Source organism: Salinisphaera sp. SPP-AMP-43 (assembly GCF_049568105.1).
Classification (GTDB): domain Bacteria; phylum Pseudomonadota; class Gammaproteobacteria; order Nevskiales; family Salinisphaeraceae; genus Salinisphaera.
The window spans coordinates 1,179,676-1,205,933 of the sequence record NZ_CP145335.1 but is presented as its reverse complement, the minus strand read 5'-3'; the positions used below and the strand labels follow the sequence as shown (position 1 = coordinate 1,205,933).

General features: G+C 62.0%; 19 protein-coding genes and 4 tRNA genes. 4 read left to right on the top strand and 19 right to left on the bottom strand.

From position 1 onward, the window contains the following. Positions 1 to 736: 736 nt before the first annotated feature. Entirely contained in the window at positions 737 to 1,267 is a 531-nt protein-coding gene (locus tag V5738_RS05160; RefSeq protein ID WP_423823338.1) for a cytochrome b, read from the bottom strand. Between the two features lie 564 nt (positions 1,268 to 1,831). Between V5738_RS05160 and coaA the strand changes: the two genes are divergently transcribed. From coaA to V5738_RS05145, 3 genes are all read left to right on the top strand, one after another. Further along, positions 1,832 to 2,776, top strand: coding sequence for a type I pantothenate kinase (gene coaA, locus V5738_RS05155; protein WP_423823337.1), 945 nt, complete (start codon positions 1,832 to 1,834; stop codon positions 2,774 to 2,776). A gap of 312 nt (positions 2,777 to 3,088) precedes the next feature. After that, positions 3,089 to 4,774, top strand: a complete 1,686-nt coding sequence (locus tag V5738_RS05150) for a 4Fe-4S dicluster domain-containing protein (RefSeq protein ID WP_423823336.1) — start codon at positions 3,089 to 3,091, stop codon at positions 4,772 to 4,774. Positions 4,775 to 5,192: 418 nt separating this feature from the next. After that, positions 5,193 to 6,941 carry a methyl-accepting chemotaxis protein gene (locus V5738_RS05145; RefSeq protein ID WP_423823335.1) on the top strand — a complete coding sequence of 583 codons (1,749 nt, stop codon included), beginning with the start codon at positions 5,193 to 5,195 and terminating at the stop codon, positions 6,939 to 6,941. A gap of 331 nt (positions 6,942 to 7,272) precedes the next feature. On the opposite strand, the gene V5738_RS05140 is transcribed toward V5738_RS05145, so the two are convergent. The 10 genes from V5738_RS05140 to V5738_RS05095 all read right to left on the bottom strand — a co-directional run bounded on the left by V5738_RS05140 (position 7,273) and on the right by V5738_RS05095 (position 17,036). Next, positions 7,273 to 8,514, bottom strand: a complete 1,242-nt coding sequence (locus V5738_RS05140) for a multidrug effflux MFS transporter (RefSeq protein ID WP_423823334.1) — start codon at positions 8,512 to 8,514, stop codon at positions 7,273 to 7,275. A gap of 641 nt (positions 8,515 to 9,155) precedes the next feature. Continuing rightward, positions 9,156 to 9,232, bottom strand: a tRNA-Arg gene (locus V5738_RS05135). A gap of 14 nt (positions 9,233 to 9,246) precedes the next feature. After that, positions 9,247 to 9,339, bottom strand: a tRNA-Ser gene (locus tag V5738_RS05130). Between the two features lie 254 nt (positions 9,340 to 9,593). Then, positions 9,594 to 10,865: an aspartate kinase gene (locus V5738_RS05125; RefSeq protein WP_423823333.1), complete on the bottom strand. Its 1,272-nt coding sequence runs from the start codon at positions 10,863 to 10,865 to the stop codon at positions 9,594 to 9,596. 51 nt (positions 10,866 to 10,916) lie between these two features. Next, on the bottom strand, positions 10,917 to 13,541 hold the full coding sequence (gene alaS / locus V5738_RS05120) for an alanine--tRNA ligase (RefSeq protein ID WP_423824135.1): 2,625 nt from the start codon (positions 13,539 to 13,541) through the stop codon (positions 10,917 to 10,919). 139 nt (positions 13,542 to 13,680) lie between these two features. Continuing rightward, complete coding sequence (locus V5738_RS05115; protein WP_423823332.1) at positions 13,681 to 13,983, bottom strand: MTH1187 family thiamine-binding protein; 303 nt, start codon at positions 13,981 to 13,983, stop codon at positions 13,681 to 13,683. Positions 13,984 to 14,071: 88 nt separating this feature from the next. Beyond that, on the bottom strand, positions 14,072 to 14,560 hold the full coding sequence (locus V5738_RS05110) for a regulatory protein RecX (protein WP_423823331.1): 489 nt from the start codon (positions 14,558 to 14,560) through the stop codon (positions 14,072 to 14,074). A gap of 22 nt (positions 14,561 to 14,582) precedes the next feature. After that, positions 14,583 to 15,686, bottom strand: a complete 1,104-nt coding sequence (gene recA / locus V5738_RS05105; RefSeq protein WP_423823330.1) for a recombinase RecA — start codon at positions 15,684 to 15,686, stop codon at positions 14,583 to 14,585. 73 nt (positions 15,687 to 15,759) lie between these two features. Then, positions 15,760 to 16,296 carry an RNA 2',3'-cyclic phosphodiesterase gene (gene thpR / locus V5738_RS05100; protein WP_423823329.1) on the bottom strand — a complete coding sequence of 179 codons (537 nt, stop codon included), beginning with the start codon at positions 16,294 to 16,296 and terminating at the stop codon, positions 15,760 to 15,762. A gap of 230 nt (positions 16,297 to 16,526) precedes the next feature. After that, positions 16,527 to 17,036 carry a CinA family protein gene (locus V5738_RS05095; RefSeq protein ID WP_423823328.1) on the bottom strand — a complete coding sequence of 170 codons (510 nt, stop codon included), beginning with the start codon at positions 17,034 to 17,036 and terminating at the stop codon, positions 16,527 to 16,529. Between the two features lie 106 nt (positions 17,037 to 17,142). Between V5738_RS05095 and mutS the strand changes: the two genes are divergently transcribed. Beyond that, entirely contained in the window at positions 17,143 to 19,728 is a 2,586-nt protein-coding gene (gene mutS, locus V5738_RS05090; protein WP_423823327.1) for a DNA mismatch repair protein MutS, read from the top strand. A 55-nt stretch (positions 19,729 to 19,783) separates the two neighbouring features. Here the strand turns inward: mutS and V5738_RS05085 are convergent, their stop codons facing one another. The 8 genes from V5738_RS05085 to V5738_RS05050 form a co-directional block, all read right to left on the bottom strand. Then, positions 19,784 to 20,281 (bottom strand): DUF2505 domain-containing protein, encoded by a 498-nt coding sequence (locus V5738_RS05085; RefSeq protein WP_423823326.1) that lies wholly within the window; start codon positions 20,279 to 20,281, stop codon positions 19,784 to 19,786. A gap of 32 nt (positions 20,282 to 20,313) precedes the next feature. Next, positions 20,314 to 21,717, bottom strand: a complete 1,404-nt coding sequence (locus V5738_RS05080; protein ID WP_423823325.1) for an ABC1 kinase family protein — start codon at positions 21,715 to 21,717, stop codon at positions 20,314 to 20,316. Between the two features lie 220 nt (positions 21,718 to 21,937). Further along, positions 21,938 to 22,013, bottom strand: a tRNA-Met gene (locus tag V5738_RS05075). Between the two features lie 71 nt (positions 22,014 to 22,084). Then, the gene (ychF, locus tag V5738_RS05070; RefSeq protein WP_423823324.1) at positions 22,085 to 23,176 is read right to left on the bottom strand and encodes a redox-regulated ATPase YchF; all 1,092 of its coding nucleotides are present in this window, start codon (positions 23,174 to 23,176) and stop codon (positions 22,085 to 22,087) included. Between the two features lie 50 nt (positions 23,177 to 23,226). Continuing rightward, positions 23,227 to 23,808, bottom strand: coding sequence for an aminoacyl-tRNA hydrolase (pth, locus tag V5738_RS05065; RefSeq protein WP_423823323.1), 582 nt, complete (start codon positions 23,806 to 23,808; stop codon positions 23,227 to 23,229). A 36-nt stretch (positions 23,809 to 23,844) separates the two neighbouring features. Continuing rightward, entirely contained in the window at positions 23,845 to 24,564 is a 720-nt protein-coding gene (locus V5738_RS05060; protein WP_423823322.1) for a 50S ribosomal protein L25/general stress protein Ctc, read from the bottom strand. A gap of 196 nt (positions 24,565 to 24,760) precedes the next feature. Beyond that, positions 24,761 to 25,720: a ribose-phosphate diphosphokinase gene (locus tag V5738_RS05055; protein ID WP_423823321.1), complete on the bottom strand. Its 960-nt coding sequence runs from the start codon at positions 25,718 to 25,720 to the stop codon at positions 24,761 to 24,763. A 290-nt stretch (positions 25,721 to 26,010) separates the two neighbouring features. Continuing rightward, a tRNA-Gln gene (locus V5738_RS05050) sits at positions 26,011 to 26,085 on the bottom strand. Positions 26,086 to 26,258: the final 173 nt, after the last annotated feature.

The following is a 26,258-nucleotide window of genomic DNA, read 5'->3' as shown; positions in this document are numbered from 1 at the left end:
GACAACCATGGCGTGCGTTTATGCGCTGGGAAACGCCAACGATCACAGACAAGCACGTCGCTGCGTGGGAGACAATCACAACCCAGGACGAGCCGCCTGGCCGGCGTTGCCCGATACAGGGCCGGCCAAGCACGTAACCACTGCGCTACCGGGTTGTTGACGTGCGACTGCCCGCTTTTCGAGGCGCACCGACCGACCCACCCAAGCGCTACAGTGTCGACAAATTGATGAGGCCGGCGCTGACAGCCCGGATGGCGTTTCAGCGCATGCCGCGCCTTGCCACCATCAGTCTCCAAGCCCGTGCTGTGGCTCGCTTTTTATCCCGTACCCGAGCTTTCGAAGGGCAAATGCGTCGGCACTGGATGCTGTTTTAAGACCTAGACGCGGCAGCGGGTCGAACGCTTTAGGCACCAACGCGCGCGAACGCTGGCGCGCTACTACTGTCCGGGCTTGTTACGACGGGTTGGGTGTTCCATGCCTATGGGCGTGCTGCGGCGCTTCCCAACCCGCGTAGCGCCTCGGCGCGAGGCTCGAGCGAAGCCTCGATCGCCTGCCTGCACGCCGGCAAGCGGCCACGGGCGGCTACAACGTACCGGTACGTCGGCGCATATGGCAGGGGCCAAGACCTGCACGCCGTTGGCGAACGAGTCGGCCTAAGGGGGCTGAGTGAATCCCCGGCCATTGGGCGCCCCAAAACTATTGATCGCGGCTGCACCAACGCAGCCGCTCTGACGTTTTACGTCATTCGCGCCAAGGTATCGTCGCGGCGGATAATACGATGGTAGAGCGCGCCGGCGATATGCAGCCCGACCAACGCGAGAATAATCCAAGCCGTAACCTCGTGTGCCGTGCCGAGCAGACTCGCGGCCTGTGGCGACTGGCCCATCGGGCTCCAGACCGGGATCAGCCCGAACCATCGGAACGGGCCATGCGCGGTTGCCATGAGAAAGCCAAAGACCGGCTGACAGATCAGCACCAGATACAACAGCCACTGATTCACTACTGCGACCAGCCTTTGCCAGTTCGGCATGCCCGCAGGCTTGGCCGGCGTATCGGTCAGAAAACGAACGCACAGACGCGCCAGCATCAACCAGAACACGGCGAAGCCCAGCGATTCATGCCATAAATAGATATCCGAGCTGACACCTGATTTGGCCATGCCACCGAAAAAACCCAGCGGCCAGATGACGAACACCAGCACCGCGACCAGCCAATGGAAGGCCTTGGCTGCCGGATGATAGTGATGCTGTCGCGAAAGAACCCCCATATACCCTCTTTTTCATGAGGCCGGCTACAGCGTTCAGTACGCCCGCCGATTGGCTTGATACTCGAATATTGCCAATTTTTTGACCGGCGCGTGAAACAACCTGCGAACAGAAGCGCTGATCGCAGCTATCGGGCGGCTTGCAGGGCATACGGCGGCACGAAGAAACCGCTCCTGGTGCGCAGACCGTGGTTAAACCTGCCCAAGCCGGCCGCGCGCCTATCGTATCGTTTAGTGCCGGGCCCTGTATTCGGAATACAACACATAAGCTCGGCGCCTCGCTGCACACCGGGAACGCGCGCCATGAGCCACGACGGTCCCGCCGTACGTACTTGGCGCAAATCAGCGCACCGCCGCGGTATCGCCGGCCACCAGCCACCGCCGACCGGCCGAACCGGCGGCCCGCCGCGGCTATGCCCCGAGCCTCTGACACCACGCCCTGATCGCCGCAGTCCGTTTTTGCAGCGGCATCCCCCGACTTGGGCTGAGTTTGGCAAACTGGTCTGTTTCATATCTCCGGCTATACTGCGCCGGATTCGATTTGCGCGTACTTGGGGACCCCATAGAATGTCGGACCGGCCGATCGACAGCCCTTACATGCAGTTTTCACGGGCCCAATGGGCGGCGCTGCGCGAAGCGACGCCCATGACATTGACCCAGGATGAGATCCGCACCCTCAAGGGCATCAACGAAGCACTGTCGATCGACGAGGTCGCCGAAATCTATCTGCCGTTGACACGCCTGCTCAATCTATACGTCGACGCCAACCAGCACCGCAGTGCCACCCTGGACCGGTTTCTCGGCAACCGCGAGCGCCGGCCACCGTTCGTGATTGGTGTCGCGGGCAGCGTCGCGGTCGGCAAGAGTACAACGGCACGGGTACTGCAAGCGCTGCTCAAGCGCTGGCCGGAGCCGCGCGAGGTGGCACTCGTGACCACCGACGGTTTCCTCCACCCGAACACTACCCTCGAAGCACGCGACCTGATGGGCAAGAAGGGGTTCCCGATCTCTTTCGATATCAACCGGCTGATCGAATTCGTCTCCGATCTCAAGGCCGGCATTCCGAATCTGGAGGTGCCGCTGTACTCGCATCTGGTCTATGACGTCCTCGACGACCGCACCCAGGTCGTCGACCAGCCCGATATCCTGATTCTCGAAGGTCTGAACGTACTGCAAAGCGGCATGGACTATCCACAGAACACCCATCACGTGTTCGTCTCCGATTTCATCGATTTTTCGATTTATGTCGACGCCGCGATCGAGCAACTCAACCAGTGGTTCATCCGCCGTTTCATGACCCTGCGCGACAGCGTGTTTTCCGACCCGGACTCCTATTTCCACAAATACGCCGGCCTGGACGATGCCGAGGCAATCGCCACCGCCGATCGGATCTGGCGCGAGATCAACGAAGTCAATCTGCGCGAAAACATCCTGCCCACCCGTGAACGGGCCAGCCTGATTCTGAGCAAGGGCCCGGAGCACGCCGTCGACGGTATTAGTCTGCGCAAATAGCCTCGTCCAGTCCGGTAGTCCGCCGAGATCACCGCCCGCTCGCTCTGGGCTCTATCGATATGGCGTGCGAGCCGTGTGATCGTGGCGGCGACTCGACGGTGGCGTGCCATGTGCTGGGTAGAACGCCGCTGGGCACCTAAAACTCATTAGGCCCAGGGACCACGCGACGGAAGCAGGGCTATTTACGGCCATGCCGCGTTCGCAATGCCCCATCCTGCGGCCCCTCGTCATTGTTCAGGACGCGCTTGAATGAGCGCGTACGACATATCAACCGACCCTAGCAGGCCGCACGGGCGCCGTTCAGGCGATACCATGTGCGCCTTGGATTCCGGCACGGGTGGCTCCGTCGGCCCGTGCCCCGAACCTGGTTCGAAGATGAGCGAACAAATCGAACGCGACGTCATGGCCTACGACGTACTGATCGTGGGCGCTGGCCCGGCCGGACTAGCTGCGGCCATGCGCATCAAGCAGAACGCACCCGATACCGAGGTCTGCGTACTCGAAAAAGCCTCGGAAGTCGGTGCCCATAGCCTGGCCGGCGCCGTGATCGAGACCGGCCCGCTCGACGAACTGGTGCCGAACTGGCGCGACGACCCGCCGTCAATCTGCGTGGACGCCACCGATGACGAATTCTGGATGCTGCACAAGGACGGCGCCCGACGGCTGCCCACCCCGCCGCAGCAGAACAACCACGGCAACGTCATCGTCTCGCTCGGCAACATGATGAGCTGGCTGGCTCCGAAGGCCGAAGCCCTTGGCGTGGAAATCTATCCGGGTTTTTCGGCTGCCGAGGCACTGTTCGACCAGGCCGGCGCGGTCAAGGGCGTACGCACTCCAGATATGGGCCTGGACCGGAACGGCCAGCCCAAGGATGGGTTCACGCCGGGCATCGAAATCCATGCCCCGGTCACGCTGTTCGCCGAAGGTTGTCGCGGCAATTGCAGCAAGCAGCTGATCCGGCATTTCGAGCTGAACCAGCACAGTGATCCACAGACTTATGGCATCGGGCTCAAGGAACTGTGGCAGGTCCCCGAAGGCCAGTGCCAACCGGGTCTGATCCAGCACAGCATCGGCTGGCCGCTGGACGACGATACCTATGGCGGCAGCTTCGTCTATCACCTCAACGATAACCGGATCGCCCTCGGCTTCGTGATCGGGCTGGACTATGCCGACCCCAGGCTGCGTCCGTTCGAAGTCTTTCAGCAGTTCAAACACCATCCGAAGATCAAGGCGATGCTCGAAGGCGGCGAGATCATCTCGGCCGGCGCCCGGGCGCTGGTCGAGGGCGGCTGGCAATCACTGCCGAAAATGGACATGCCAGGCGCCGTGCTGCTCGGCGACGGCGCAGGGACGCTGAACGTGCCCAAGATCAAGGGCATCCACACCGCGATGCGCTCCGGCATGATCGCTGCCGATCATATCCATGCCCACGGCAAGCCCGACGGCTTCGATGCCGCCCTACGCGCCTCGGCAGTCGGTGCCGAACTGAAAAAAGTGCGCAACATCCGCCCCGGCTTCAATAAGGGCAAATGGATCGGCCTGCTCAACGCCGGCTGGGAGACGATCACGAAAGGCGCGTCGCCCTGGACCCTGTCCAATCAGGCCGACTGGCAGGCCACGCGGTCGCTCGAAGAGCTCGAAGGCCCAACGCCGGAAGACGCCCAAGCCTATGTCGACCGCGATTTGCCGCCCCGCGACCGGCTGGCCTCGGTCTATTACGCCCAGACCGAACACGACGAGGACCAGCCGGTACACCTGCAGGTGCTGGATACCAGCATTTGCATCGAACGCTGTACCCACGAGTACGGCAATCCCTGTACCCGTTTCTGCCCGGCCAACGTCTACGAAATGGTCGAGAACGAAGCCGGGGAGCAGGAACTGAAAATCAACGCCGCCAACTGCGTGCACTGCAAGACCTGCGACATCAAGGACCCCTACCAAATCATCAACTGGGTGGTGCCCGAGGGCGGCGCGGGGCCGAATTACCACAATCTCTAGGGCGCGTCGTCGCGAGACGCGCCCTAGGGCCCGTTGAAGTCGAGCGCAAGGCCGCGCCTCGCTCTGCTCTGCGCAACGCGAGGCGTAGCGGCCGTGGCGTAACCGCGCTACGCGTGGATGCGACAACACTGGATTGCCGTCGTGTCGTTAATTTATGGGCGGGCTGAGCTGCCCATCGCGACACTCGCACGGCCCATCGTAGAAGCCGCTAGCCATGCTCACAAAAGACGCATGCCCGCGCTGGCTGAATGACTGTGGCTACCGTTGATTCGAAAAGCTCACCCTAAGCACCGGGCAGACAAGTCGCGCCCGGGCCGAGGCCGAAGCCCGTGTCTCGCTAAAAAAAACCGTCGTGCTGCCGTAATACTCCTTGGATTGCCTCCCAATAGAACAATGTAATTCAGGGATCTGCGTAGGCATGAGATATAACACTCCGGTCACCGATAACGAGTACGTGCTCGGTGAACACCAATATCTGATTTCCCAGACCGACCTCGACAGCCACATCATCTTTGCGAATCCGGCCTTTATCGAAGCCAGTGGCTATGAATGGGACGAACTGGTAGGTGCGCCGCACAACCTGATTCGTCATCCCGATATGCCGCCCGAGGCCTTCGCCAATTTCTGGGACACCATTCGCGCCGGCAAGACCTGGACCGGCATCGTTAAAAACCGCCGCAAGAATGGCGACTTCTATTGGGTCCATGCGACCGCCATGCCGATGCTCCAAAACGGACAGACTATCGGCTATGCCTCGATACGGCGCGGTGTCACCGCCGAGGAAAAAGCGCTGGCGAGTCGCGTTTACGCGCGGCTGCGAACCGGGAACAAACCCGGCGCCCATCTAGCCAACGGGATTATCCGCGATCATTCACTACGCGGCAGACTGGCCCGGCTGGGCAGCATCTCGCTGCGTTTTCGCCTCGGGCTGATGACCGCATTCGGCGTATTGGGCATCGTGGCGACGGCCCTGTTGGGCAGTTATGCGGCCCACGATCTGTATACCCTCGCCGCTTCCCAGCCTCCTGCTTCAGCGGCCACAAGCCCGGCAACGGCGTCTTTGCCCTACCCAACCGAAGCGCTCGCAGTGTACGAGCGACTAAAGCTCACTCTGGGGCTTACCGCCGGCTTTTTTAGCCTGTTGCTGCTTGGCTGGGGGCTCGTGTTGAACCGGCGCATCATTCAGCCACTCACCTCGGCACTGACGCTGAGTCGTCAGATCGCCGCCGGCAATCTCACAGCCGAAATAGAAACGCGCAAGAATGACGAAATCGGCCGACTGATGAGCTCGCTCAACGTCATGCGCTATAGCCTGGTCAATATCGTGCAAGACGTGAAACAGGGCATCGATGTGGTCACACCGGCGACCGTCGATATCGCTCAGGGCAACAAGAATCTAGCCCAGCGCACCTCGGCCCAGGCTGCGGCCTTGGAACAGACCTCGAGCAGCATGGAACAGCTCACCGCGACTGTCGCCCAGGGCGCTGACAGCGCCCGCTCGGCCTCTGAGCTGGCTGAACAAGCCTCGATCACGGCGACTCGCGGCGGCGAGCAGATCGGCAACGTAGTCGAGACGATGCAGCAGATTAGCGAGTCATCGGCCCAGATCAATACGATCGTCAGCGTGATCGACGATATCGCCTTCCAGACTAATCTCCTGGCCCTGAATGCATCGGTCGAAGCCGCTCGCGCCGGCGAGCATGGCCGAGGCTTTGCGGTGGTTGCCAGCGAAGTCCGGGCCTGGGCCGAACGCTCGGCCCATTCGGCACGCCAAATCACTGCCTTGATTCAGTCATCGCGCCAGTGCGTGGAAGCCGGGAGCGTTGAAGTGAATCAAACCCGCGAGATCATGAACGATATCGTGTCCGCGATTCAGCAGGTCAGCCAGTTCATGCAACAGATTTCGCTGGCGGCCAGCGAACAGCGCACCGGCATCGAGCAGGTCGGTGAGGCCGTGACCAGCATGGACAAGATGACTCAGGAAAACGCTGCCCTGGTCGATAAATCGGCTGCCTCGGCACAGGCCTTGAGCGCTCAGTCCAAAGGGCTCGAAAGAAGTATTTCGATCTTCCGGATTAGAGATGAAAAACGCGCGGTTTCGAAGCTGAAGCGGCCGCGCCCGGCCGATACGACGAGCCCTGCAAGACATCAATTCGCCAGCCCTTGACCGGCACCGTTCAAACGCGGCCTAGCCTAGGCCGCTGTCGTAAGTGGCCCCTAACGGTCGTTTCTTTAGCAGCGGCCCGTGCGCGGCTCGAACGCCGCTGATCCAGCCAAAGCAACATTTTGGCATCGATCGGCGCGAGGCCGCCTGGCGGTCGCGGTAGGCCGCAAACCATTATCCATACCCTGTGCTCGCAGTTTTTAAAAGCATCAACGGAACAAGCGCGACCGGATGCCGTATGGCAGCTAGGCCGTAGCGCTTATCAACGCCTAGCGTCGATAAGGAGGGCTTGCCATCGCAGGCCAGCCGCAAGCTGCGCCGGCGACCCGCGAGTTTAGTGCGAGTGCCGGTGGGCCCGAATCACGCCGACCGCCGACAGCAGCGCGCCCGTGGCGGCCAGCGCCACTACCAGGCCCATCGGCCACGGGGTGCCGTCGGCCAACAGACCGACCAGCGCCGAACCGAACACACCGCTGCCATACTGGGTTGCCCCGACCAGGGCCGATACGGCCCCGGCGCGCTGCGAAAAATCCTCGAGCGCGCCGGCAATGGCATTGGCGACGATAAAACCGCTCACCGAGGCGAAGGCGAACAGCGGGACCGCAATCCCCCACAGCCCGCCCCAGCCGGTCGCGGCGTTAATCGCCGTGGCCAGCCCACAGGCCAGACCGGCGATCGCCCCGCCGAGCAATATGCGATTGACGCCGAAGTACGTCACCAGTCGGGCGTTGAGCATATTGGCGATCATGATGCCCACCACGCCGGCGGCAAACAGGAATCCATAGAGATGGGACGGCACGCCGTAGTAGTCGATATAGGCGAAGGGCGTACCGGCGATATAGGCGAACATACCGGCATAGAAGAAACCGCCGACACCGATATAGCCCAGCAGACGCCGATGTCGAAGGAGCTCCCCGTAGCGCCGAAAAGCCCGCCCCAGCGCCTCATCATTGCGGCGGGCGGCCGGCAGGGTCTCTGGTAGTAGCATCAGTAAGCCCGCGGCGATCACACCCACGATTACGAGCGTCCAGAATATGAACCGCCAGCCGGCAAGCGCCGCGATCTGACCGCCGACCAACGGTCCGAGCAACGGCGCGATGGCCATGACGGTCATCAGCGTGGACATCATCTGCGCAGCACGCTTGCCTTCGTACAAATCACGGACCATCGCTCGCGACAGCGCCACGCTGGCACAGGCGCCAAGCGCCTGCACGAATCGCCAGCCGATCAACATGGCCCCGCTAGTCGACAGCGCACAGCCCGCCGAGCCGATAATGAACAACAGCAAGCCGATAGCGACCGGCACCCGCCGTCCGAAGCGATCGCTGACCGGGCCCCAGATGAGCTGAGTCAGACTGAAACCAATCAAATAACCCGACACCGTCAATTCGATCATGCCGGTATCCGCACCCAGGGCCTTTGCCATCTCCGGCATGGCCGGTAGATAGAGATCGGTCGAAATCGAGGCAAAGCCCATCAAGAGACTCAGAATCGCCAATACATGCCACCCCTGATGCTCAGAGGTTGCGGGTTCGGCGGCCGAGGCCGTGGATGCCGATACGGGATCTGAATTCATACCGTGTCTCGTTGATTTGTAGGCGGCAAGCGCGCCGCGCCTTGCGCGCCGGCGAACGCTCCGTGGACTTTGCCGTGCCGCGCTAGCGGTCTCCGGCCCAGGCGACCCGGCATAGCCACTCGTAGGGCCACGAAAACCTCGGACGAGCGGCGGATGCCGCCTGGCACACCTGCCGGCAAGCATCGCCTGGCCCGGTCCTGGCACGGGAGACACGCTACAGGCAGTGGTCATCGCTCGACCAATTTCAGCGGCCGGCGGCGTTCCATCAATACTCGATACCTCGGATTCAACGCATGGCCAATAATCCGAACCCGAGCTATACCGTATCGCGCTGTTCAAACCGGAGCGGCGGCCGGCTGTTGCGGATACGCCAGCCAGTGCTCCCCAACCTGCCACCGGGCATTCGGCTCCGGCATGTCAGATATGCCCAAAGACCGCCCGATAATCGACGGATCTTCCTACTACTATAAGGTGCGCCGAAAGAATTATTCGCGGCACCAGTCCTTTCGAAACCAGTACGGTGGGTATCGCCCGTTCGACCACACGCAGTGCAGTGGTCGAACTCGTTCATTTCAGGAGTCGCAACAAGGGATGAGCTTAAAAAAAAAGCCCTCCGATCATCGGAGGGCTTTTCTACTATATGGTGCGCCCGGGAAGATTCGAACTCCCGACCTTGCGGTTCGTAGCCGCACGCTCTATCCAACTGAGCTACGGGCGCATAAACATATTGTATGGCGGAGAGGGAGGGATTCGAACCCTCGAAGGGGCTATAAACCCCTTACTCCCTTAGCAGGGGAGCGCCTTCGACCGCTCGGCCACCTCTCCCGAAAAATCCGTTGTTTCGTGCGACGCAAAGGATATATGAGAATTCCTTTTACGTCGACCGTCGAACAAAGCGACTTTCGAATGAAGCGACCGTGCGATGCATCCGCGATCGATCAATCGAGGCTGCGCATAATAGCGGCTTGGGGCGCCCGGGTAAACCCTTTGCGGCAAATAATTTTCCGTCGCGTGTTCGATGGCCGTTCGAGCATGCCAGAACCCCGATATAACGAGGCTCCGGCTCTCGCTGGTTTGCCCTATTGCTCGGCTGCCGGCGTCAGTTCGGACTCGACCTTTTTCGGCTCTTCGTCCAGATCGAATTCGTCGTGCAGCGCCCGCACGGCCAGCTCGAGGTATTTGTTCTCGACCACGATCGAGATCTTGATCTCGGTGGTCGAGATCATACGGATATTGATGTTCTCGTCGGCCAGGGCCTTGAACATCCGCGCGGCCACGTTGGCATGCGAGCGCATGCCCACGCCAACCAGCGAGACCTTGCAGACATCCGGGGTACCGGTGACTTCGCGTGCGCCGACATCCGGTGCAGATTTTTCCAACAGCGTTTTAGCGGTCTCGTAATCGCGCTTGTGCACGGTAAAGGTGAAGTCGGTCAGCGTGTAGTCGCTCGACGAATCCCCCGAGACATTCTGCAGGATCATGTCGACTTCGATGTTGTTCTCGCCAATCGGACCGAGCAGCGAATAGGCAATGCCCGGCCGGTCGGGTACGCCGAGCACGGTCAGCTGCGACTCGTCCCGGGTAAAGGCGATGCCTGAAATAATCGGTTCTTCCACGTATTCCTCCAGAGTGATCAACGTGCCGGGGCCGTCATCGAAGGTCGACAGCACGCGCAGCGGGACACCGTACTTACCGGCGAACTCGACCGCACGGATCTGCAATACCTTCGAGCCGAGACTGGCCATCTCGAGCATTTCTTCAAACGTGATCTTGTCGAGCCGGCGCGCCCCTTCGACCACGCGCGGATCGGTCGTGTAGACGCCATCAACGTCGGTATAGATCTGGCACTCATCGGCCTTGAGCGCTGCAGCCAACGCTACGGCAGTGGTATCCGAGCCGCCGCGACCGAGCGTCGAAATCGAGCCGTCGCTGGTAATGCCCTGAAAGCCCGCCACGACCGCGACCTGGCCATTATCGAGGGTCTCGCGCAGGTTCTTGTCTTCGATTTCTTCGATGCGCGCCCGCGAATGGAAATCGTCGGAGGTGATCGGCACCTGCCAACCGGTATACGAACGCGCATTGACCCCGATATGCGACAGCGCCATCGACAGCAATGCGATGGTGACCTGCTCGCCGGTCGACAGCAGGACATCCATTTCACGCGGCACTGGGCGGCCGGACAATTCGTCGGCCAGTTCGGTCAGACGATCGGTCTCGCCGCCCATAGCCGAAACGACCACGACCACCTGATCGCCCTGATCGCGATAGCCTTTGATCTTGTCGGCGATGCGTTTGATCTTGTCGATCGAGCCGACTGAGGAACCACCGTATTTCTGGACAATCAGTGCCATGGAATCGTTTTTCCTTGTCTTGGACGACGCTCTGCCGCCCGTGCATTCATACTAGCTGGATCGCGCCGACAATCGCTCGCCGACCCAATCGGCCACGCTTGCCAAGGCCGCATCGAGATGCTCCGGCTCGCTGCCACCGGCCTGGGCCATATCCGGACGGCCGCCCCCTTTGCCACCGACCTGGCTGGCGACGTGGTTGATCAGCTCACCAGCCGGTACGGCATCGGACTGTGCTTTAGCGACCCCGGCAATCAGGGCCACTTTGCCATCCTCGGCCGCGCCAAGCACCACCACAGCATCGTCGAGTTTGTTCTTGAGCGCATCGACGGTCTCGCGCAGCGTTTTGCGATCGGCGCCGTCCATACGCTTGACCACGAGATTGACGCCCCCGATCTCGACCGCTGAGGCCGCCAAGTCATCGCCCTGGCTTGCGGCCAATTTCTGATTGGCGGCTTCGAGTTGTTTTTCCAGCCCCGCCACGCGCTCGAGCATGCGATCGAGTCGATCCTCAAGCTCGCTGGGTGCGGCCTTGAGCCGATCGGCGACCCGGGTCTGGCGATCGAGCATGTCCTGAACATAGGCCAGGGCCTGGCTACCGGACACCGCCTCCAGGCGCCGATTGCCGGCCGAGACGCCCCGCTCTTCGGTAATCTTGACGAAACCGAGCGCGCCAGTCGCCGGCGCATGAGTGCCGCCGCACAGCTCTACCGAGTAGTCGCCAAAGCGCACGACTCGTACGTTCTGGCCGTATTTCTCGCCGAAGAACGCCAATGCGCCCTCGGCGATCGCGTCGTCGTAGCTGCGCTCGTAGAACTGGCCTTCGATGTTGTCGCGGATGCGCTCGTTGACCTGAGCTTCGATGGCGGCCAGCTGCTCGGGCGTCACTGCTTCGAAATGCGAGAAATCAAAGCGCAACCGATCCGGCGCCACCATCGAACCTTTCTGGCGCACATGGGTGCCAAGCGTATCGCGCAGCGCCGCATGCAGCAGATGGGTCGCCGTATGGTTGAGCTCGATCGCCCGACGGCGCTCGGTATCGACCTCGGCAGCCACTTCGACATTCGGCGTCACCGCCCCACCCTCGGCATAGCCGAAATGCAGGAACACACCGTTTTGTTTCTGGGTATCGGTCACGACGAACGCAAAATCATCGCCGGCAAGAGTACCAATATCGCCGAGTTGGCCGCCGGACTCGCCGTAGAACGGCGTTCGATCCAGTACTACTACCCCCTGGCTGCCCGCGGCGATGGTTTCGGCCGGCTGCTCGTCCACCAGCAACGCCACGATCCGGGCGCGGGCTGATGTTTCAGTATAGCCAAGAAAATCGGTGGGCTCACCGACCTGGTCCAGCTTGGCATGATAGTCGGCGCCGAACTGGCTGGCCGCCCGGGCACGCTGGCGCTGGGCATCCATCTCGCGCTCGAAGCCAGCCTCGTCGATCGTCAGCTCGCGCTCACGGGCCACATCGTTGGTCAGATCGACCGGAAAACCGTAGGTGTCATAGAGCTTGAATACAGTCGCACCCGGAATCTCGGTGCCTGCCATCGTGGCGATGGCGTCCTCGAGGATCTTCATGCCCTGGGACAGGGTCTCGGAGAATCGCTGTTCTTCTTGCTCGACCACACGCTCGATCTGGGTATGCGCGTCGTTGAGTTCAGGGTAGGCCTCGCCCATCAATTCGTTGAGCGGGTTCACCAGCGTATAGAAGAAGGTGCCGGTCGCCCCGAGCTTGTAGCCGTGGCGAATCGCCCGGCGCATGATGCGGCGCAGAACATAGCCGCGCCCTTCATTGGAAGGCATCACTCCGTCGGCGATCAGAAAAGCCGTGGCCCGGATATGGTCGGCCACGACCTTGAGCGAGGGCAGCTGGGCTTCGCTCGGCTCGCCGTCGATCCCTACCGCCTCGGCAGCCGCACGCATCAACGTCTGGAAGACATCGATGCCGTAATTATCGTGGGTGCCCTGCATGACCGCAGCAATGCGCTCCAGGCCCATGCCGGTATCGATCGAGGGGCTGGGCAGATCGCGCATTTCGCCGTCGGGCTGGCGATCGTACTGCATGAACACCAGGTTCCAGATCTCGACGAAACGGTCGCCATCCTCTTCCGGGGTCCCGGGCGGGCCGCCCCAGATATGGGCGCCGTGGTCGTAGAAAATCTCCGAGCACGGACCGCAGGGGCCGGTATCGCCCATCTGCCAGAAGTTATCGGCTGCGCCGATGCGCGCTAGACGATCCTCGGGGATACCGATCTCGTCTTTCCAGATCGCCTCGGCCTCGGCGTCATCTTCGTAGACCGTGACCCAGAGCTTTTCAGCCGGCAGTTCCAACTCGCCGGTCAGAAATTCCCAGGCGAAATGGATCGCCTCGCGCTTGAAGTAGTCCCCAAAGCTGAAGTTGCCCAGCATTTCGAAGAAGGTATGGTGGCGTGCGGTATAACCGACGTTTTCCAAGTCGTTGTGCTTGCCGCCGGCGCGCACGCAGCGCTGGGCCGAAACCGCACGGACATAATCGCGACGGTCGATGCCGAGGAACATATCCTTGAACGGCACCATGCCGGCATTGACGAACAACAAGGTCGGATCCGACGCCGGCACCAGGCTCGACGACGCCACGAACCGATGCTCGTTGGCCTTGAAATACTCGATGAAACGCGTACGCAGCGCGTTGGTGGTCATCATGGGCCGCGTCTCCGGTGCACCCTCTAAATAGCGCGTCAGTCTAGCAAAAGGCAGGGTTCGGCCCCAGTCTCGCTTTCAGTCGCACAGACGGCTACGACCAGCCACGCCGCCCACTGATCATACGGCGCGCTGCGTATTATTTAGGGCTACCTCCGCGCACGGCCGCGATCTTGTCGGCGTTGGTTTGTTCGCGATCGGTTCGGGTACCGACCTTGATGGTCGTGAACACCCGCGGCGCGCCCAGATCGTGAATGGTTTGGTGGCATTCCTTGAACGCCGCAAACACATCGTCCCATTCGCCTTCGACGTTGGTGCCGTAGGCATGCAGTTCGGGGTTCAGGCCGGCCGCTTCCAGAATCGGGCCACAGGCGGCTACATACTCGGCCACCGAGACGCCCGCGCCCATCGGGATGACACAAATTTCGGCGGTTACTTTCATCGCGAACCTCATCGCAGATCGTCCGATCTTTGATCATGCCATCGGAACAGGCCAGCGACGATATCCGGCCCTTCCCGGAAGCAGGCTCTCAGTCGTCGAAGGCGGCCGCGAGCTGATCGGGGTCAAAACCGCGCCGCTGCAGAAAACGCATCTGCTTGGCCTTGGTAGGAAAATCAGCCGGCGGCACATCGCCGAAGCGCTTGCGGCGGGCGGCATCGGCTATGGCATCCCAATCGACCTCGGCCGCCGCCAGCGCGGCTTGGATATCGCCATCGTTTACGCCGGCCGCAGTCAACTCGGCCCGAATGCGCACCGGGCCGATACCGCGACGGGCCTTATTGGCTACGGCGGCCTCGGCATAGCGCGCATCCGACTGCAGGGCCTCGGCAGCCAGCTCCTCGAGCACGATCTCGATGTCATCGACCCCGTGCTCGCGTTTTTTGAGCTTGGCCACGAGCTCGGCCCGGGCATGCTCGCGCCGGGCCAACAGATCCATGGCCTGCTTGCGGATCGCTAAATGCTCGGCAGCGATCGCCTCCGCTTCGTCGGGCTGGCGGTTGTCGAGCTCATCACTCATTTTGCGTCCGGCTCAGGCTGACTCAGCCGCCTTTCTTTTTGCCGTTGCCGTTGCCACTGCTGCTGAGCAGGTCGGTATCGCCGGCCTCGGCGGTCGCCGCTTCGCCTTCGGCGGGTTCTTCCTCGCCCTTCTTCTTTTTCTTGGGCAGCAGTTTTTCGCGCAGGGCAGCTTCGATCTGCTGGGCGATCTCGGGATTGTCCTTGAGGAACTGGCGAGCGTTGTCTTTGCCCTGGCCGACCCGATCACCATTGTAGGAATACCAGGAACCGGCTTTTTCCACCAGATTGTTGGCGACACCCAAGTCGATGATCTCGCCCTCGCGCGAGGAACCCTCGCCATAGAGGATCTCGAACTCGGCCTTGCGGAACGGCGGCGCCATCTTGTTCTTGACGATCTTGACCCGGGTTTCGTTGCCGATGACCTCGTCGCCCTTTTTGATCGATCCGATGCGTCGGATGTCCAGTCGCACCGAGGCATAGAACTTCAGTGCGTTGCCGCCGGTGGTGGTCTCGGGCGAGCCGAACATCACGCCGATCTTCATCCGGATTTGGTTGATGAACATCACCGTAGTGCCGGTGCGCTTGATGTTCGAGGTCAGCTTGCGCAGGGCCTGACTCATCAAACGCGCCTGCAGGCCAACGTGCGAGTCGCCCATCTCGCCTTCGATCTCGGCCTTGGGCGTCAACGCGGCCACCGAGTCGATGACCACGATATCGACCGCCGCCGAACGCACCAGCATGTCCGCGATTTCCAGCGCCTGCTCGCCGGTATCGGGCTGGGAGATCAACAGATTCTCGATATCCACGCCGAGTGCTTCGGCATAGGTCGGATCCAGCGCATGTTCGGCGTCGATGAATGCAGCCGTGCCGCCATTACGCTGGGCTTCGGCAATCGCCTGCAACGTGAGCGTGGTCTTGCCCGAGGATTCCGGGCCATAGATCTCGACCACGCGGCCGCGCGGATAACCGCCGATGCCGAGTGCGATATCCAGGGTCAGCGAGCCGCTGGAGATCGAGGCGACGTTGGAATTGTCGACGTCGCCCATGCGCATCACCGAACCCTTGCCGAACTGGCGTTCGATCTGACTCAGCGCAGCGGCCAATGCTTTCTTGCGATCTTCATCCATAGTGATTGAGTCCGTTGGGATCGAGCGCCGCTCGCGTGCGAGCGCGGCAACGCGAAATGTGTCTAGCCCTAGATTATTTCATATCCGGAGCGCGATCATGGGTCAGCGCCCAGCGTGCGAGGGTGCGATAGCCGCCAGGCTGACCGTGTGCGCCGCTTTCGACCAAGGCAAAGTCGGCGACCGGCCAGACGATCGGCTCGATCGCTCGAGCGGCCACCGGTTCGGCGTCTCGCATGACTGAGATATGCGGCACAAACCCGCGTCGATCAACCCGCTCACCCGCTAGTTTTTCGGCTAGCTCGCTCAGCGTTGTCGGTATCTCGGAGACGCCGAGCCAGACAATGCGCGGCCGTACGAAACAATCCAGCCGGTCGAAAACCAACTCGAACGGCCGCAATACGATCGCATCGGCCATCTCGATCAGGCGCAGGCGCTGGCCGACATCGCAGCGACCGTGAAAAGCCAGCGTTAGATGCAGTTTATCGCGTGGGACGGCCCGCCCCGCGAGGTCCAGGACACGGGCGCGCTCGGCAACCTGATCCGCAACCAAAGGCGGCGGCCAAGCCGTAAAGAACAGCCGCTGGGTCGGGGCTTTATCGACGTCGGACATGGCTTGCACTCACCTTTGGCCCGGTCGGCCTAGTACCCAGGCGAGGGCGACGCAGCCGGCAGCCACGCCGTTCGTTGTCGTGGCATGCCAAGGCATCACAGAGCGAACCTGCCGGTCTTGCTTGGGCTGCCCAAACCGCCCGAGCATTGCGGACGCTCCGCCGACGACAGCGCGTCCGTATAACCGGCACAGCACGGTTTGACGCGGCCTCTAGGCTGACTTAACGGCCGCTAGAGCGCATCGACCCGCTGGCGCAGGCCCATAAGGGCCGCTAGGACCGAAGCCCGGCGCACAGCCCCTCGATCGCCGTCGAAATCATAGCGGACCACATCGGCCTGGCCGCCGCGTTGCTGCCAACCGATATAGACGGTGCCGACCGGTTTGGTGTCGCTGCCGCCGTTCGGGCCCGCCACGCCAGAAACGGCGATTGCCCAGTCAGCAATCGATGCCGCCAGCACACCGCGGGTCATCGCAGCCACTACGGCCTCGCTGACCGCGCCGTGATCGTCGAGCAGCGCGGGCGCGACGCCCAGATCCTGTTGCTTGGCCGCATTCGAATAGGTCACATAGCCGCGCTCGAACCAGGCCGAACTGCCGGACACATCGGTACAGGCCGCTGCGATCAGGCCGCCGGTACAGGATTCAGCGGTCGCCAGCATCTGATCGCGGGCCGGCAGCAGCGTGGCAAGCTGCTCGACCAGGCCGGTGATCGAACGATCGGGGTCGTATAGCGCAGTCATATCGCTATTATGCCACTCGTGTCCTGCGAAATCGGGCAGCTGGGACTACAATCCGCGACTATCCAACGCGCGATCCGCGCCACGCACACCGTTACGACGATAGCCCATGAGCGATACGGCGAACTACCACGCCCACCACACGCCGATGATCCGCCAATATCTGGCGATCAAGGACGAATACCCGCACATGCTGGTGTTCTACCGCATGGGCGATTTCTACGAACTGTTCTTCGACGACGCCAAGCGCGCCGCGGGATTGCTGGACATCACCCTAACCGCTCGGGGCGAATCCGGCGGGGTATCGATCCCGATGGCCGGCGTGCCCTATCACTCGGCCGAATCGTATCTGGCGCGGCTGATCGCCCGCGGCGAATCGGTGGCGATTTGCGAACAGATGGAAGCGCCCGGGGCGACCAAGGGCCCGGTCAAGCGCGAAGTGGTCCGGGTGGTCACGCCGGGCACGGTCACTGACGATGCGCTGCTGGATGCCCGACGCGCCAATCTGATCGTGGCGATCGCCCCAGCCAAGCGGGCCATCGGCATCGCCACGCTGGAACTCGCACGTGGCGATCTGGCGGTTACCGAGGTTGCCGACGAAGCCGCGCTCAACGCCGAACTGGGCCGGCTCGCTCCGCGCGAAGTCGTGCTCGCCGACAACTCGACGCTAGAGCTTTCACTGGGTGAAACCGCGCGTACCGAGCGACCAGCCTGGCTGTTCGATGCGGTCTCGGCGCGGCGCAAGCTCGAAGGCTTTTTCGGCGTCGCCCAGCTCGACGGTTTCGGCTGCGGCGATCAACCGCGGGCGATCGCTGCGGCCGGCGCACTGATCGACTATGTCGAGGCCACCCAACAGGCCGCGCTCGCGCATATCGCATCGATGCGCACCTATGCGGTGACCGATACGCTGATTCTGGATGCGGCAACCCGCCGCAACCTGGAGATCGAGGCGAGTGCGACCGGCGATACCAAGCACAGCCTGATCGGCCTGCTGGATCGCTGCGCGACCGCTATGGGCGCCCGAGCGCTACGCCGCTGGAGCGCCGAGCCGACTCGCGATTTCAATACCCTGGCCCATCGTCATCAGGCGATCGAAACCCTGATGCGCGGCGCCTACGTGACGCTGTCCGACAAACTGCGTTCGATGGCCGACGTCGAACGCATCGCCACCCGTATCGCGCTGGGCTCGGCCAGACCACGCGATCTATCGGGTCTGGCTGCGGCCCTGGCCGGTCTGCCGGGCATCAAAACGGAGCTGGCCGGGCTGGATGCGCCGCTGCTGGCCGGCATCGATACCGCGCTGGACCCGGCCGACGACCTGGCCGGCCTGCTGGCCCGAGCAATCGTGCAGTCGCCGCCGGTGGTGATCCGCGATGGCGGGGTACTGGCCGACGGCTATGACGATACCCTGGACGAGCTGCGCAAACTGTCGTCGAACGCCGACGGCTATCTGGCCGAACTCGAGGCACGCGAGCGCGAGCGTACCGGCGTCGACACACTCAAGGTCGGCTACAACCGGGTCCACGGCTATTACATCGAAATGGGCCGCACCCATTCCGACAAGGCCCCGCTCGATTACCAGCGCCGCCAGACGCTCAAGGCCGTCGAACGCTATATCACGCCGGAACTGAAATCCTTCGAGGACAAGGTGCTCTCGGCTCGCGAGCGGGCCCTGGCGCGCGAAAAGCATCTCTACGAACAGCTGGTGACCGAACTGGGCACGCATATGTCGCGGCTGCAGTCGATCGCCGACGGCCTGGCCCGGCTGGATGTGCTGGGCGGGCTGGCACGCTGTGCCGTAGATTATCGCTGGGTGGCGCCAAAACTGACCGATGTGCCAGGGGTCCATATCAGTGGCGGCCGGCATCCAGTGGTCGAGTGGGTTTCGGATGCGCCGTTCGTGGCCAACGACACAGAACTGGACGACGACACCCGGCTGTTGCTGATCACTGGCCCTAATATGGGCGGCAAGTCGACCTATATGCGCCAGACTGCCTTGATCGTGCTGATGGCGCATATCGGCTCGTTCGTACCCGCCGATTCAGCGACCATCGGCCCGCTGGACCGGATCTTCACCCGGATCGGCGCTGGCGATGATCTTTCCGCCGGCCAGTCGACCTTCATGGTCGAGATGAGCGAGACCGCCCAGATCCTGCACCATGCCACCGAGCGTTCGCTGGTGCTGCTCGACGAGATCGGGCGCGGCACCTCGACCTACGACGGGCTGGCGCTGGCACGCGCCGTTGCCGAACGGCTCGCCCACCACAATCGCTCGTATACGCTGTTCGCAACCCATTACTTCGAGCTGACCCAAATCGCAGCCGACTGGCCGGCCTCGAAAAACGCGCATTTCGAAGTAGCGGATTACGCCGATGCCGGAGGCGAACAGAAGCTGGCCTTCCTGCATGCGATCCGCCCCGGGCCGGCCTCGCGCAGCTTCGGACTGCAGGTGGCAGCGCTCGCCGGCGTACCGAAAAAAGTCATCCGGCAGGCCGAAAAACATCTGGCAGAACTGGAAACTGCCTCGCTGGAGACTGCCAGCCCGCAGCTGGGGCTGTTCGAAGGACCGCGACCAGCCGCCGAACCCGAGCCCGATGCGGTACATGACGCCCTGGAAGCGCTCGACTGCGACGATCTCACCCCACGCCAGGCACTGGCCAAACTCTACGAATTGAAGAACTTGCTGGGGCGCTGAGGCGCTCCAGAGCCGTCGGCGGCGCGGGCCGTCGACGACTCTGGCGGCCGACCGACTAGTCGGTGTAGTCGGCGGCCATGCGGTTGGTGAGCTGCAGATCTTTCTGGGTATGACGGGTGATCGGGCCAGCCACGGCTTTTTCGACCTTGCCGCCGATCAGCGGCACCGACGCCTCGATATGGAAATCCATGGTCAGCCGCGAGCCGCCCGAGGTATCGGCCAGATGCATGTCGGCCACGATTTCGACTGGCGCTTTTTCGATATCGGTATGGATCCGCCCACGGGCCTGATTGAGCTGCCAGGCATCGGTCTGGCGCAGAAACAGCTGATCCCCCATCCGGCTCTTGATGAAATCCGGAAATTTCAATCGGGTGGCATCCAATGCATGGCGCACGGTGATCGAGAACTTGTCGTCCTCGGCCTTGGTATCGAGCACTTCAGGGGCCTCACCCCCCATTTCTCGATACTTGGCCAGGTAGTAATCCTTGTCACCGAACATACGCAGGATGACGGCAGCCGGATAGTCGAAATCGAAGGTCTCTTGGAACTTCATTGAAGGGGTCCTTGTGACAGGCCGGGCCCGCGCTAGGCGTCGGGCCGGAGACGGCCGTTTTTCTGGTAGAGATAAGAAGCCAGCAGATCGTGGGCGTTGAGCTCGGCGTCGAACACCGACAGCAGCACAAACACCCCGCCCAGACGCCGATGCAGGAATACGATCTCGCGCGGCGGAATCCGGAACCAGCGCGAAATCGCGGCGTCCTGTACGGCCTTGGAAACCCGCCAGAACAGATCCGACTCGCCCCATTTGTAGCGCCCGTCGGACGTGGCGAGTTCGGCCGGCGGCTGCTTGCGGAACGGCTCGATGATCAGCATGCCGACATGGGCGAAATCGTCGAACACCCGCTGCGGCGAGTCGCGGCGCAGCAGATTGATGCCGATCGCGCCGTCGATGAGTTTGTCCTGATCGGACTCGAAGGCCCCGGCGACCGTATCGTAGTAGGCCCCGAGAAAGCGCGGCGGAAATTCCCGCGTGGCCCCGAAATCCAGCAACACGAACTGGTCGTTGCCATCGTCGTTGATACGCACCTTGTAATTGCCGAAATGCGGATCGGTCTGGACGATACCCCAGTTGAAAAACTCCAGGAAGAACAATTCGAGGGCCGACTCGGACAGCCGATTGCGTCGCTCCTGGGGTAGATCCTTCACGCGCTGGCTCTGGACGTGATCAGCGGCCTCGTAGGAAGTCACCAGCACGGTCTCAGTCGAGTATTCTGGAAACACCTCAGGCACGACATAACGTTCGTCGCCGGCCAGGCGATCGCCGTATTCCCGGGTCATGCGCAGTTCGCGGTCGTAGTCGACCTCGCGATAGATCATCTCCCGGACTTCTTCCATCACCGAATGCAACTCGACGCCCTTAGGCACGAGCCGCGCTAGGCGCACGATGTTGGTCAGGGTACGGATATCGGAATCGATCGCGTCCGCCAGCCGCGGGTACTGCACCTTGATACACAGCTCGCGGCCGTCGGACTTGCGGCGCGCTCGGTGCACCTGCCCCAGCGACGCTGCCGCCAGCGGTTCCGGATCGATCTCGAGTTCTTCGAGACGCCGGCGCCCAAGCCGCTCGACCACGACCGGTTCCAGATCCGACCAAGCCACCGGGGGGCTGTCGTCCTGCAGACTGCGCAGTACCTCGACCGCTTCAGGGGGCATGAAATACTGGCCGTAAACCGACAGCATCTGCCCGACCTTCATCACGCTGCCCTTGAGCTGGCCGAGTTCATCAGCGAGATACTGCGCCTGGCGCACATAGAACTCGCGGTTGCGCGCCTCGCGCCCCGACTTGCTCCGAAACAGATTACCCAGCGTATGGCCGGCGTATTGGGCTCCAGCGACCATGCCCATGCGCGCCATGGCGGCATTGCGATCGAACGAGCCGGTTTTCAACTTGAGCGGCTTGCGTCTGTCGCCCTCGGATTTATTCGCCATAAAGTTCGCTAGCTTGCCCGCGTAGGCGTGAGTCTAGCAGCTTGGCCGTGCTCGACCATCCGGTGTGTTGCGGGCCGACCCAACTGCCACAGAGCGATGCCAGATACAAAAAAGGGGCGCGGCAACCAACCGAACCCCTGACCCGGTATCCGATGGATACCGGCGCACGTCAACTTGGCGGATCGTGCTCGAGGCCCGGCTGGCACCGGGCTTCGATGTTTGGTGGCCATGGCTGGATTTGAACCAGCGACACCAGCATTATGAATGCTGTGCTCTAACCCCTGAGCTACATGGCCGCGAAGGCGCGAAATTATGTTCGGACACGCCGTTTCAGTCAAGGACCCACGGCGATTTTTTTACAAATGGCTCAGACGTTGAAACGGAAGTGCACCACATCGCCTTCGGCCATGCGGTATTCCTTGCCTTCCAGACGCTGTTTGCCCGCTTCCTTGGCCCCCTTTTCGCCGCCCAGTTCGACGTATTGGTCGTAGCCAATCACCTCGGCCCGGATGAAACCGCGCTCGAAGTCGGTATGAATCACCCCAGCCGCCTGCGGCGCGGTCGAACCGGCACGTACCGTCCAGGCTCGAACCTCTTGGGGGCCGGCAGTGAAAAACGTCTGTAGACCGAGCATCGCATACCCGGCCCGAATCACCCGATTCAGGCCCGGCTCTTCGAGCCCCAGTTCGGACAAAAACTCCAGCTTGTCATCGCCATCGAGTTGCGCGATTTCGCCTTCCATAGCCGCGCACACCGGTACTACCAGCGCATTCTGAGCTTCGGCATGCTCGCGAATACGATCCAGCAGCGGATTATCCTCGAAACCGTCTTCGTCGACGTTGGCGACGAACAAGGCAGGCTTGGCGGTAATCAGATGCAACTCGCGCAGCGCCAGATGATCGTCCTCCGACAGGCTCATCGCCCGCACCGGCGCCCCGGTGTCCAGATGATCGCGCACCCGGGTGAACACATCGGCCTGGCGCTTAGCATCCTTATCGCCGGACTTGGCAGCCTTGGCCACCCGGTCCAGGGCACGAGTCACGGTCGCCAGATCGGCCAGTGCGAGTTCGGTATCGATGGTTTCGACGTCGGCGATCGGATCGACCCGACCGGCGACATGCATGACATCGTCGTTTTCGAAGCAACGCACGACGTGCAGGATTGCATCGGTTTCGCGGATATTGGCCAGAAACTGGTTACCCAGCCCTTCCCCGGTCGAAGCCCCGGCTACCAGACCGGCAATATCGACGAATTCGATGGCGGTCGGCAACACCTTCTCGGGTTTGACGATCTCCGCCAGTCGATCCAGCCGCGGATCGGGTACCGTGACCACCCCCACGTTCGGGTCGATAGTACAAAACGGATAGTTTTCGGCCGGAATTTCGGCCGCGGTCAGCGCATTGAACAGCGTCGACTTGCCGACATTGGGCAGGCCGACGATGCCGATCTGAAGAGCCATAGTGGTGCTACCTTGTAGGCGCTCGCCAATGGGCGAACGCGGATTGCCGATTACGGCTTGCGCGAGTTCAACTGTTGCGCGCCCCGATTCCAGCCTTGGTCCAGAATGGTTTCTACCGCGTCAGCGCCGGCGTCGATGGCCGTATCGATGGCGATCTGATCGTCAGGAGACGGGGTGCCCAGAACATACGACAACACCTGCGAGGCATGCCCTGGATGGCCGATGCCGACCCGCAACCGCCGGTAGCCGGAACCGAGTACCCGGTGCGCATCGCGCAGCCCGTTGTGTCCGCCGTGGCCGCCGCCGTCCTTCAGGCGGGCCGTACCCGCCGGAAGATCCAGCTCGTCATGCACGATCAGCACTTCCGAAGGCTGAATCTTATGGAAGGCAACTAGCGGCTGTATTGCCTGGCCGCTGGCGTTCATGAACGTCGTGGGCTTGAGCAGCCAGAGCGTATCGTCGCCCCGGCCGGCACGCGCAAGATCGCCCTTGAACTTCTTTTCGTGCGAAAACGACACCCCCCAGCGCTGGGCCAATCGGTCGGCCAGCCAGAAACCGGCATTGTGCCGGTCTCGGGCATGATCGGCGCCGGGGTTACCCAGCGCCACGAGCGCACGAATGCGGTCGCTCATCAGTTCCAGTCAGCCAGGGCCGTCGTTCGCAACCAGCTAGCTTTTGTCGTCGTCTTCGCCAGACTCGGACTCGCCGCCTTCCTCGGAGGCTTCGCCTTCCTCGGCCTCGGCTTCCGCTTCGGCCTCGGCTTCTGCTTCTGCTTCTTCTTCAGCTTCCATCTCGACCGCGGCACGCGGGATCTGGACCGAGACGACGGTCAGATCGTTCTGCTCGTCTTCTTCACCCATCAGTTCGACGACCTGCACGCCTTCCGGCAGCACCAGCTCCGACAGATGGATCGCGTCATTCAGCGCCAGGTTACGGCAGTCGACTTCGATGTACTCCGGCAGATCGCGCGGCAGGCACTCGATTTCGATGTCGTTCATGTTGTGCTGAATAATACCGTCTTCTTCCTGCACGCCCGGGCATTCTTCTTCGCCGACGAAGTGCAACGGCACGCTCATGCGCAGGGCTTCACCGGCGACGATGCGCAGGAAATCCGCATGCTCGACGAACGGCTTGGCCGGATGACGCTGCAGATCACGCAGCACGACTTCTTCGGTATCGCCGCCGTTCACGTGAATCTTGATGATGTGCGAGAAAAACGCCTCATTGTCCAGATGATGGACCAGGTCGTTATGCTCGAACGACAGCTTCACCGGATCCCCGTTGCCGCCGTAGATGATGGCCGGCACCCGACCGCCTTTGCGCAGCCGCTTGTTCTCGGCGCGGCCGGTGGTGCTGCGTTTTTCCGCGTTGAGCTCGAAAGCATCCATATCGATTCGCTCCAGCTAGCTTGGCTGGCCGCTGGCGTTGTCGTGCGGCCGGTCAGTCGGTTGTCGAAAGAGCAGAAGCATCGACTTCTGCCCGGATTAAAAGACCGCGTAGTATACGCGTTTCACGGCCGATTGCACGAGCTCGCGCGCTAAAAATTAGCGCATCGGCCGGCCATGGCCCGATTCAGCGTTCGAATCAGTCGACGTACAACGTCGAAACCGATTCCTCGGCGCTCACCCGCCGAATCGTTTCTGCCAGCAGCGCCGCGATATGCAGCTGCCGAATTTTATTGCAGGCCTGGGCTTCGGGCGACAACGGGATGGTATCGGTGACCACCAGCTCGTCGAGCCGTGAATTCTTGATATTGTCGACCGCCTTGCCGGACAGCACCGGATGCGTGACATAGGCACGCACCTTGGTCGCGCCCTGATTCTTGAGCGCATCGGCAGCCTGGCACAGCGTACCGGCTGTATCGACCAGATCATCGACCATGATGCAGCTCTTGCCGTTCACATCACCGATGATATTCATGATCTTGGCTTCGTTGGCTTTGGGCCGGCGCTTGTCGATAATCGCCAGGTCCGCTTCATCCAGCCGCTTCGCTAGCGAGCGGGCTCGTACTACACCGCCAACGTCGGGCGAGACCACGATCAGATTGTCCTCGCGCTCTTTCTGACGCCAGATGTCGCCGAGCAGTACCGGCGAGGCATAGACATTGTCGACCGGCATGTCGAAAAAGCCCTGGATCTGGTCGGCATGCAGATCGACGGTCAGCACCCGGTCGGTCCCGACGGTGCCGAGCAGACTTGCGGCCACCTTGGCTGAAATCGGCACGCGCGCCGAGCGCGGACGACGGTCCTGGCGAGCATAGCCAAAATATGGCACTACGGCGGTAATGCGGCCTGCCGATGCCCGATGCAGCGCATCGACCATCATCAACAGTTCCATGAGGTTGTCGTTGGTCGGCTGGCAGGTCGACTGAACCACGAACACATCGCGACCGCGGACGTTCTCCTCGATCTCGACCTGACATTCGCCGTCGGAGAAACGGCTCACGCTGGCCTTGCCCATGGGCAGCTTGAGATACCCCGCCACGTCCCGGGCCAACGCCGGATTGGCATTGCCGGTGAAGACCATCAATCGGGAGTCCGCCATGGATTACCGCCGTTATTTTTCCAAAATGTCTGGGCCGCATCCCGGCGGCGCGCTGCCCTGGCCGCCGGCCTTGCCTTGGTAGACCGGGGTTGGCGCGGGCCTTTTTTATTTCCTTGGCGCGCGCCGGACGTCTCGATAGCTAGAGCAACGCAAAGGCCTGGTGGCGGCAATGACTCGCCCATCGGGCCAGCCTCGCTGCGCGATTGGCTCGGGTTCGCTGTCGCGAACTCATCGAACCTCCAGTTGCGCTTTCTGTTACTCCACTGTGTCCGCTTTCGCGAACAATATAATGGCTGGGGCGGCAGGATTCGAACCTGCGAATCACGGGATCAAAACCCGATGCCTTACCGCTTGGCTACGCCCCAGTAAAATCGCAGCCGTGACGCCATGAATCGGTCACCGCTGGCTCAATCAGGCGGGTATTCTCTTTTCCAATCCGGTCAGTGTCAATTAAAAGCGCATGTTTTCGGATGTCCGACCGGCTCGAACACCCAGCAGACGGGCCTCGCAGTACGCGAGCGCAGGCCTACTGGCTGTC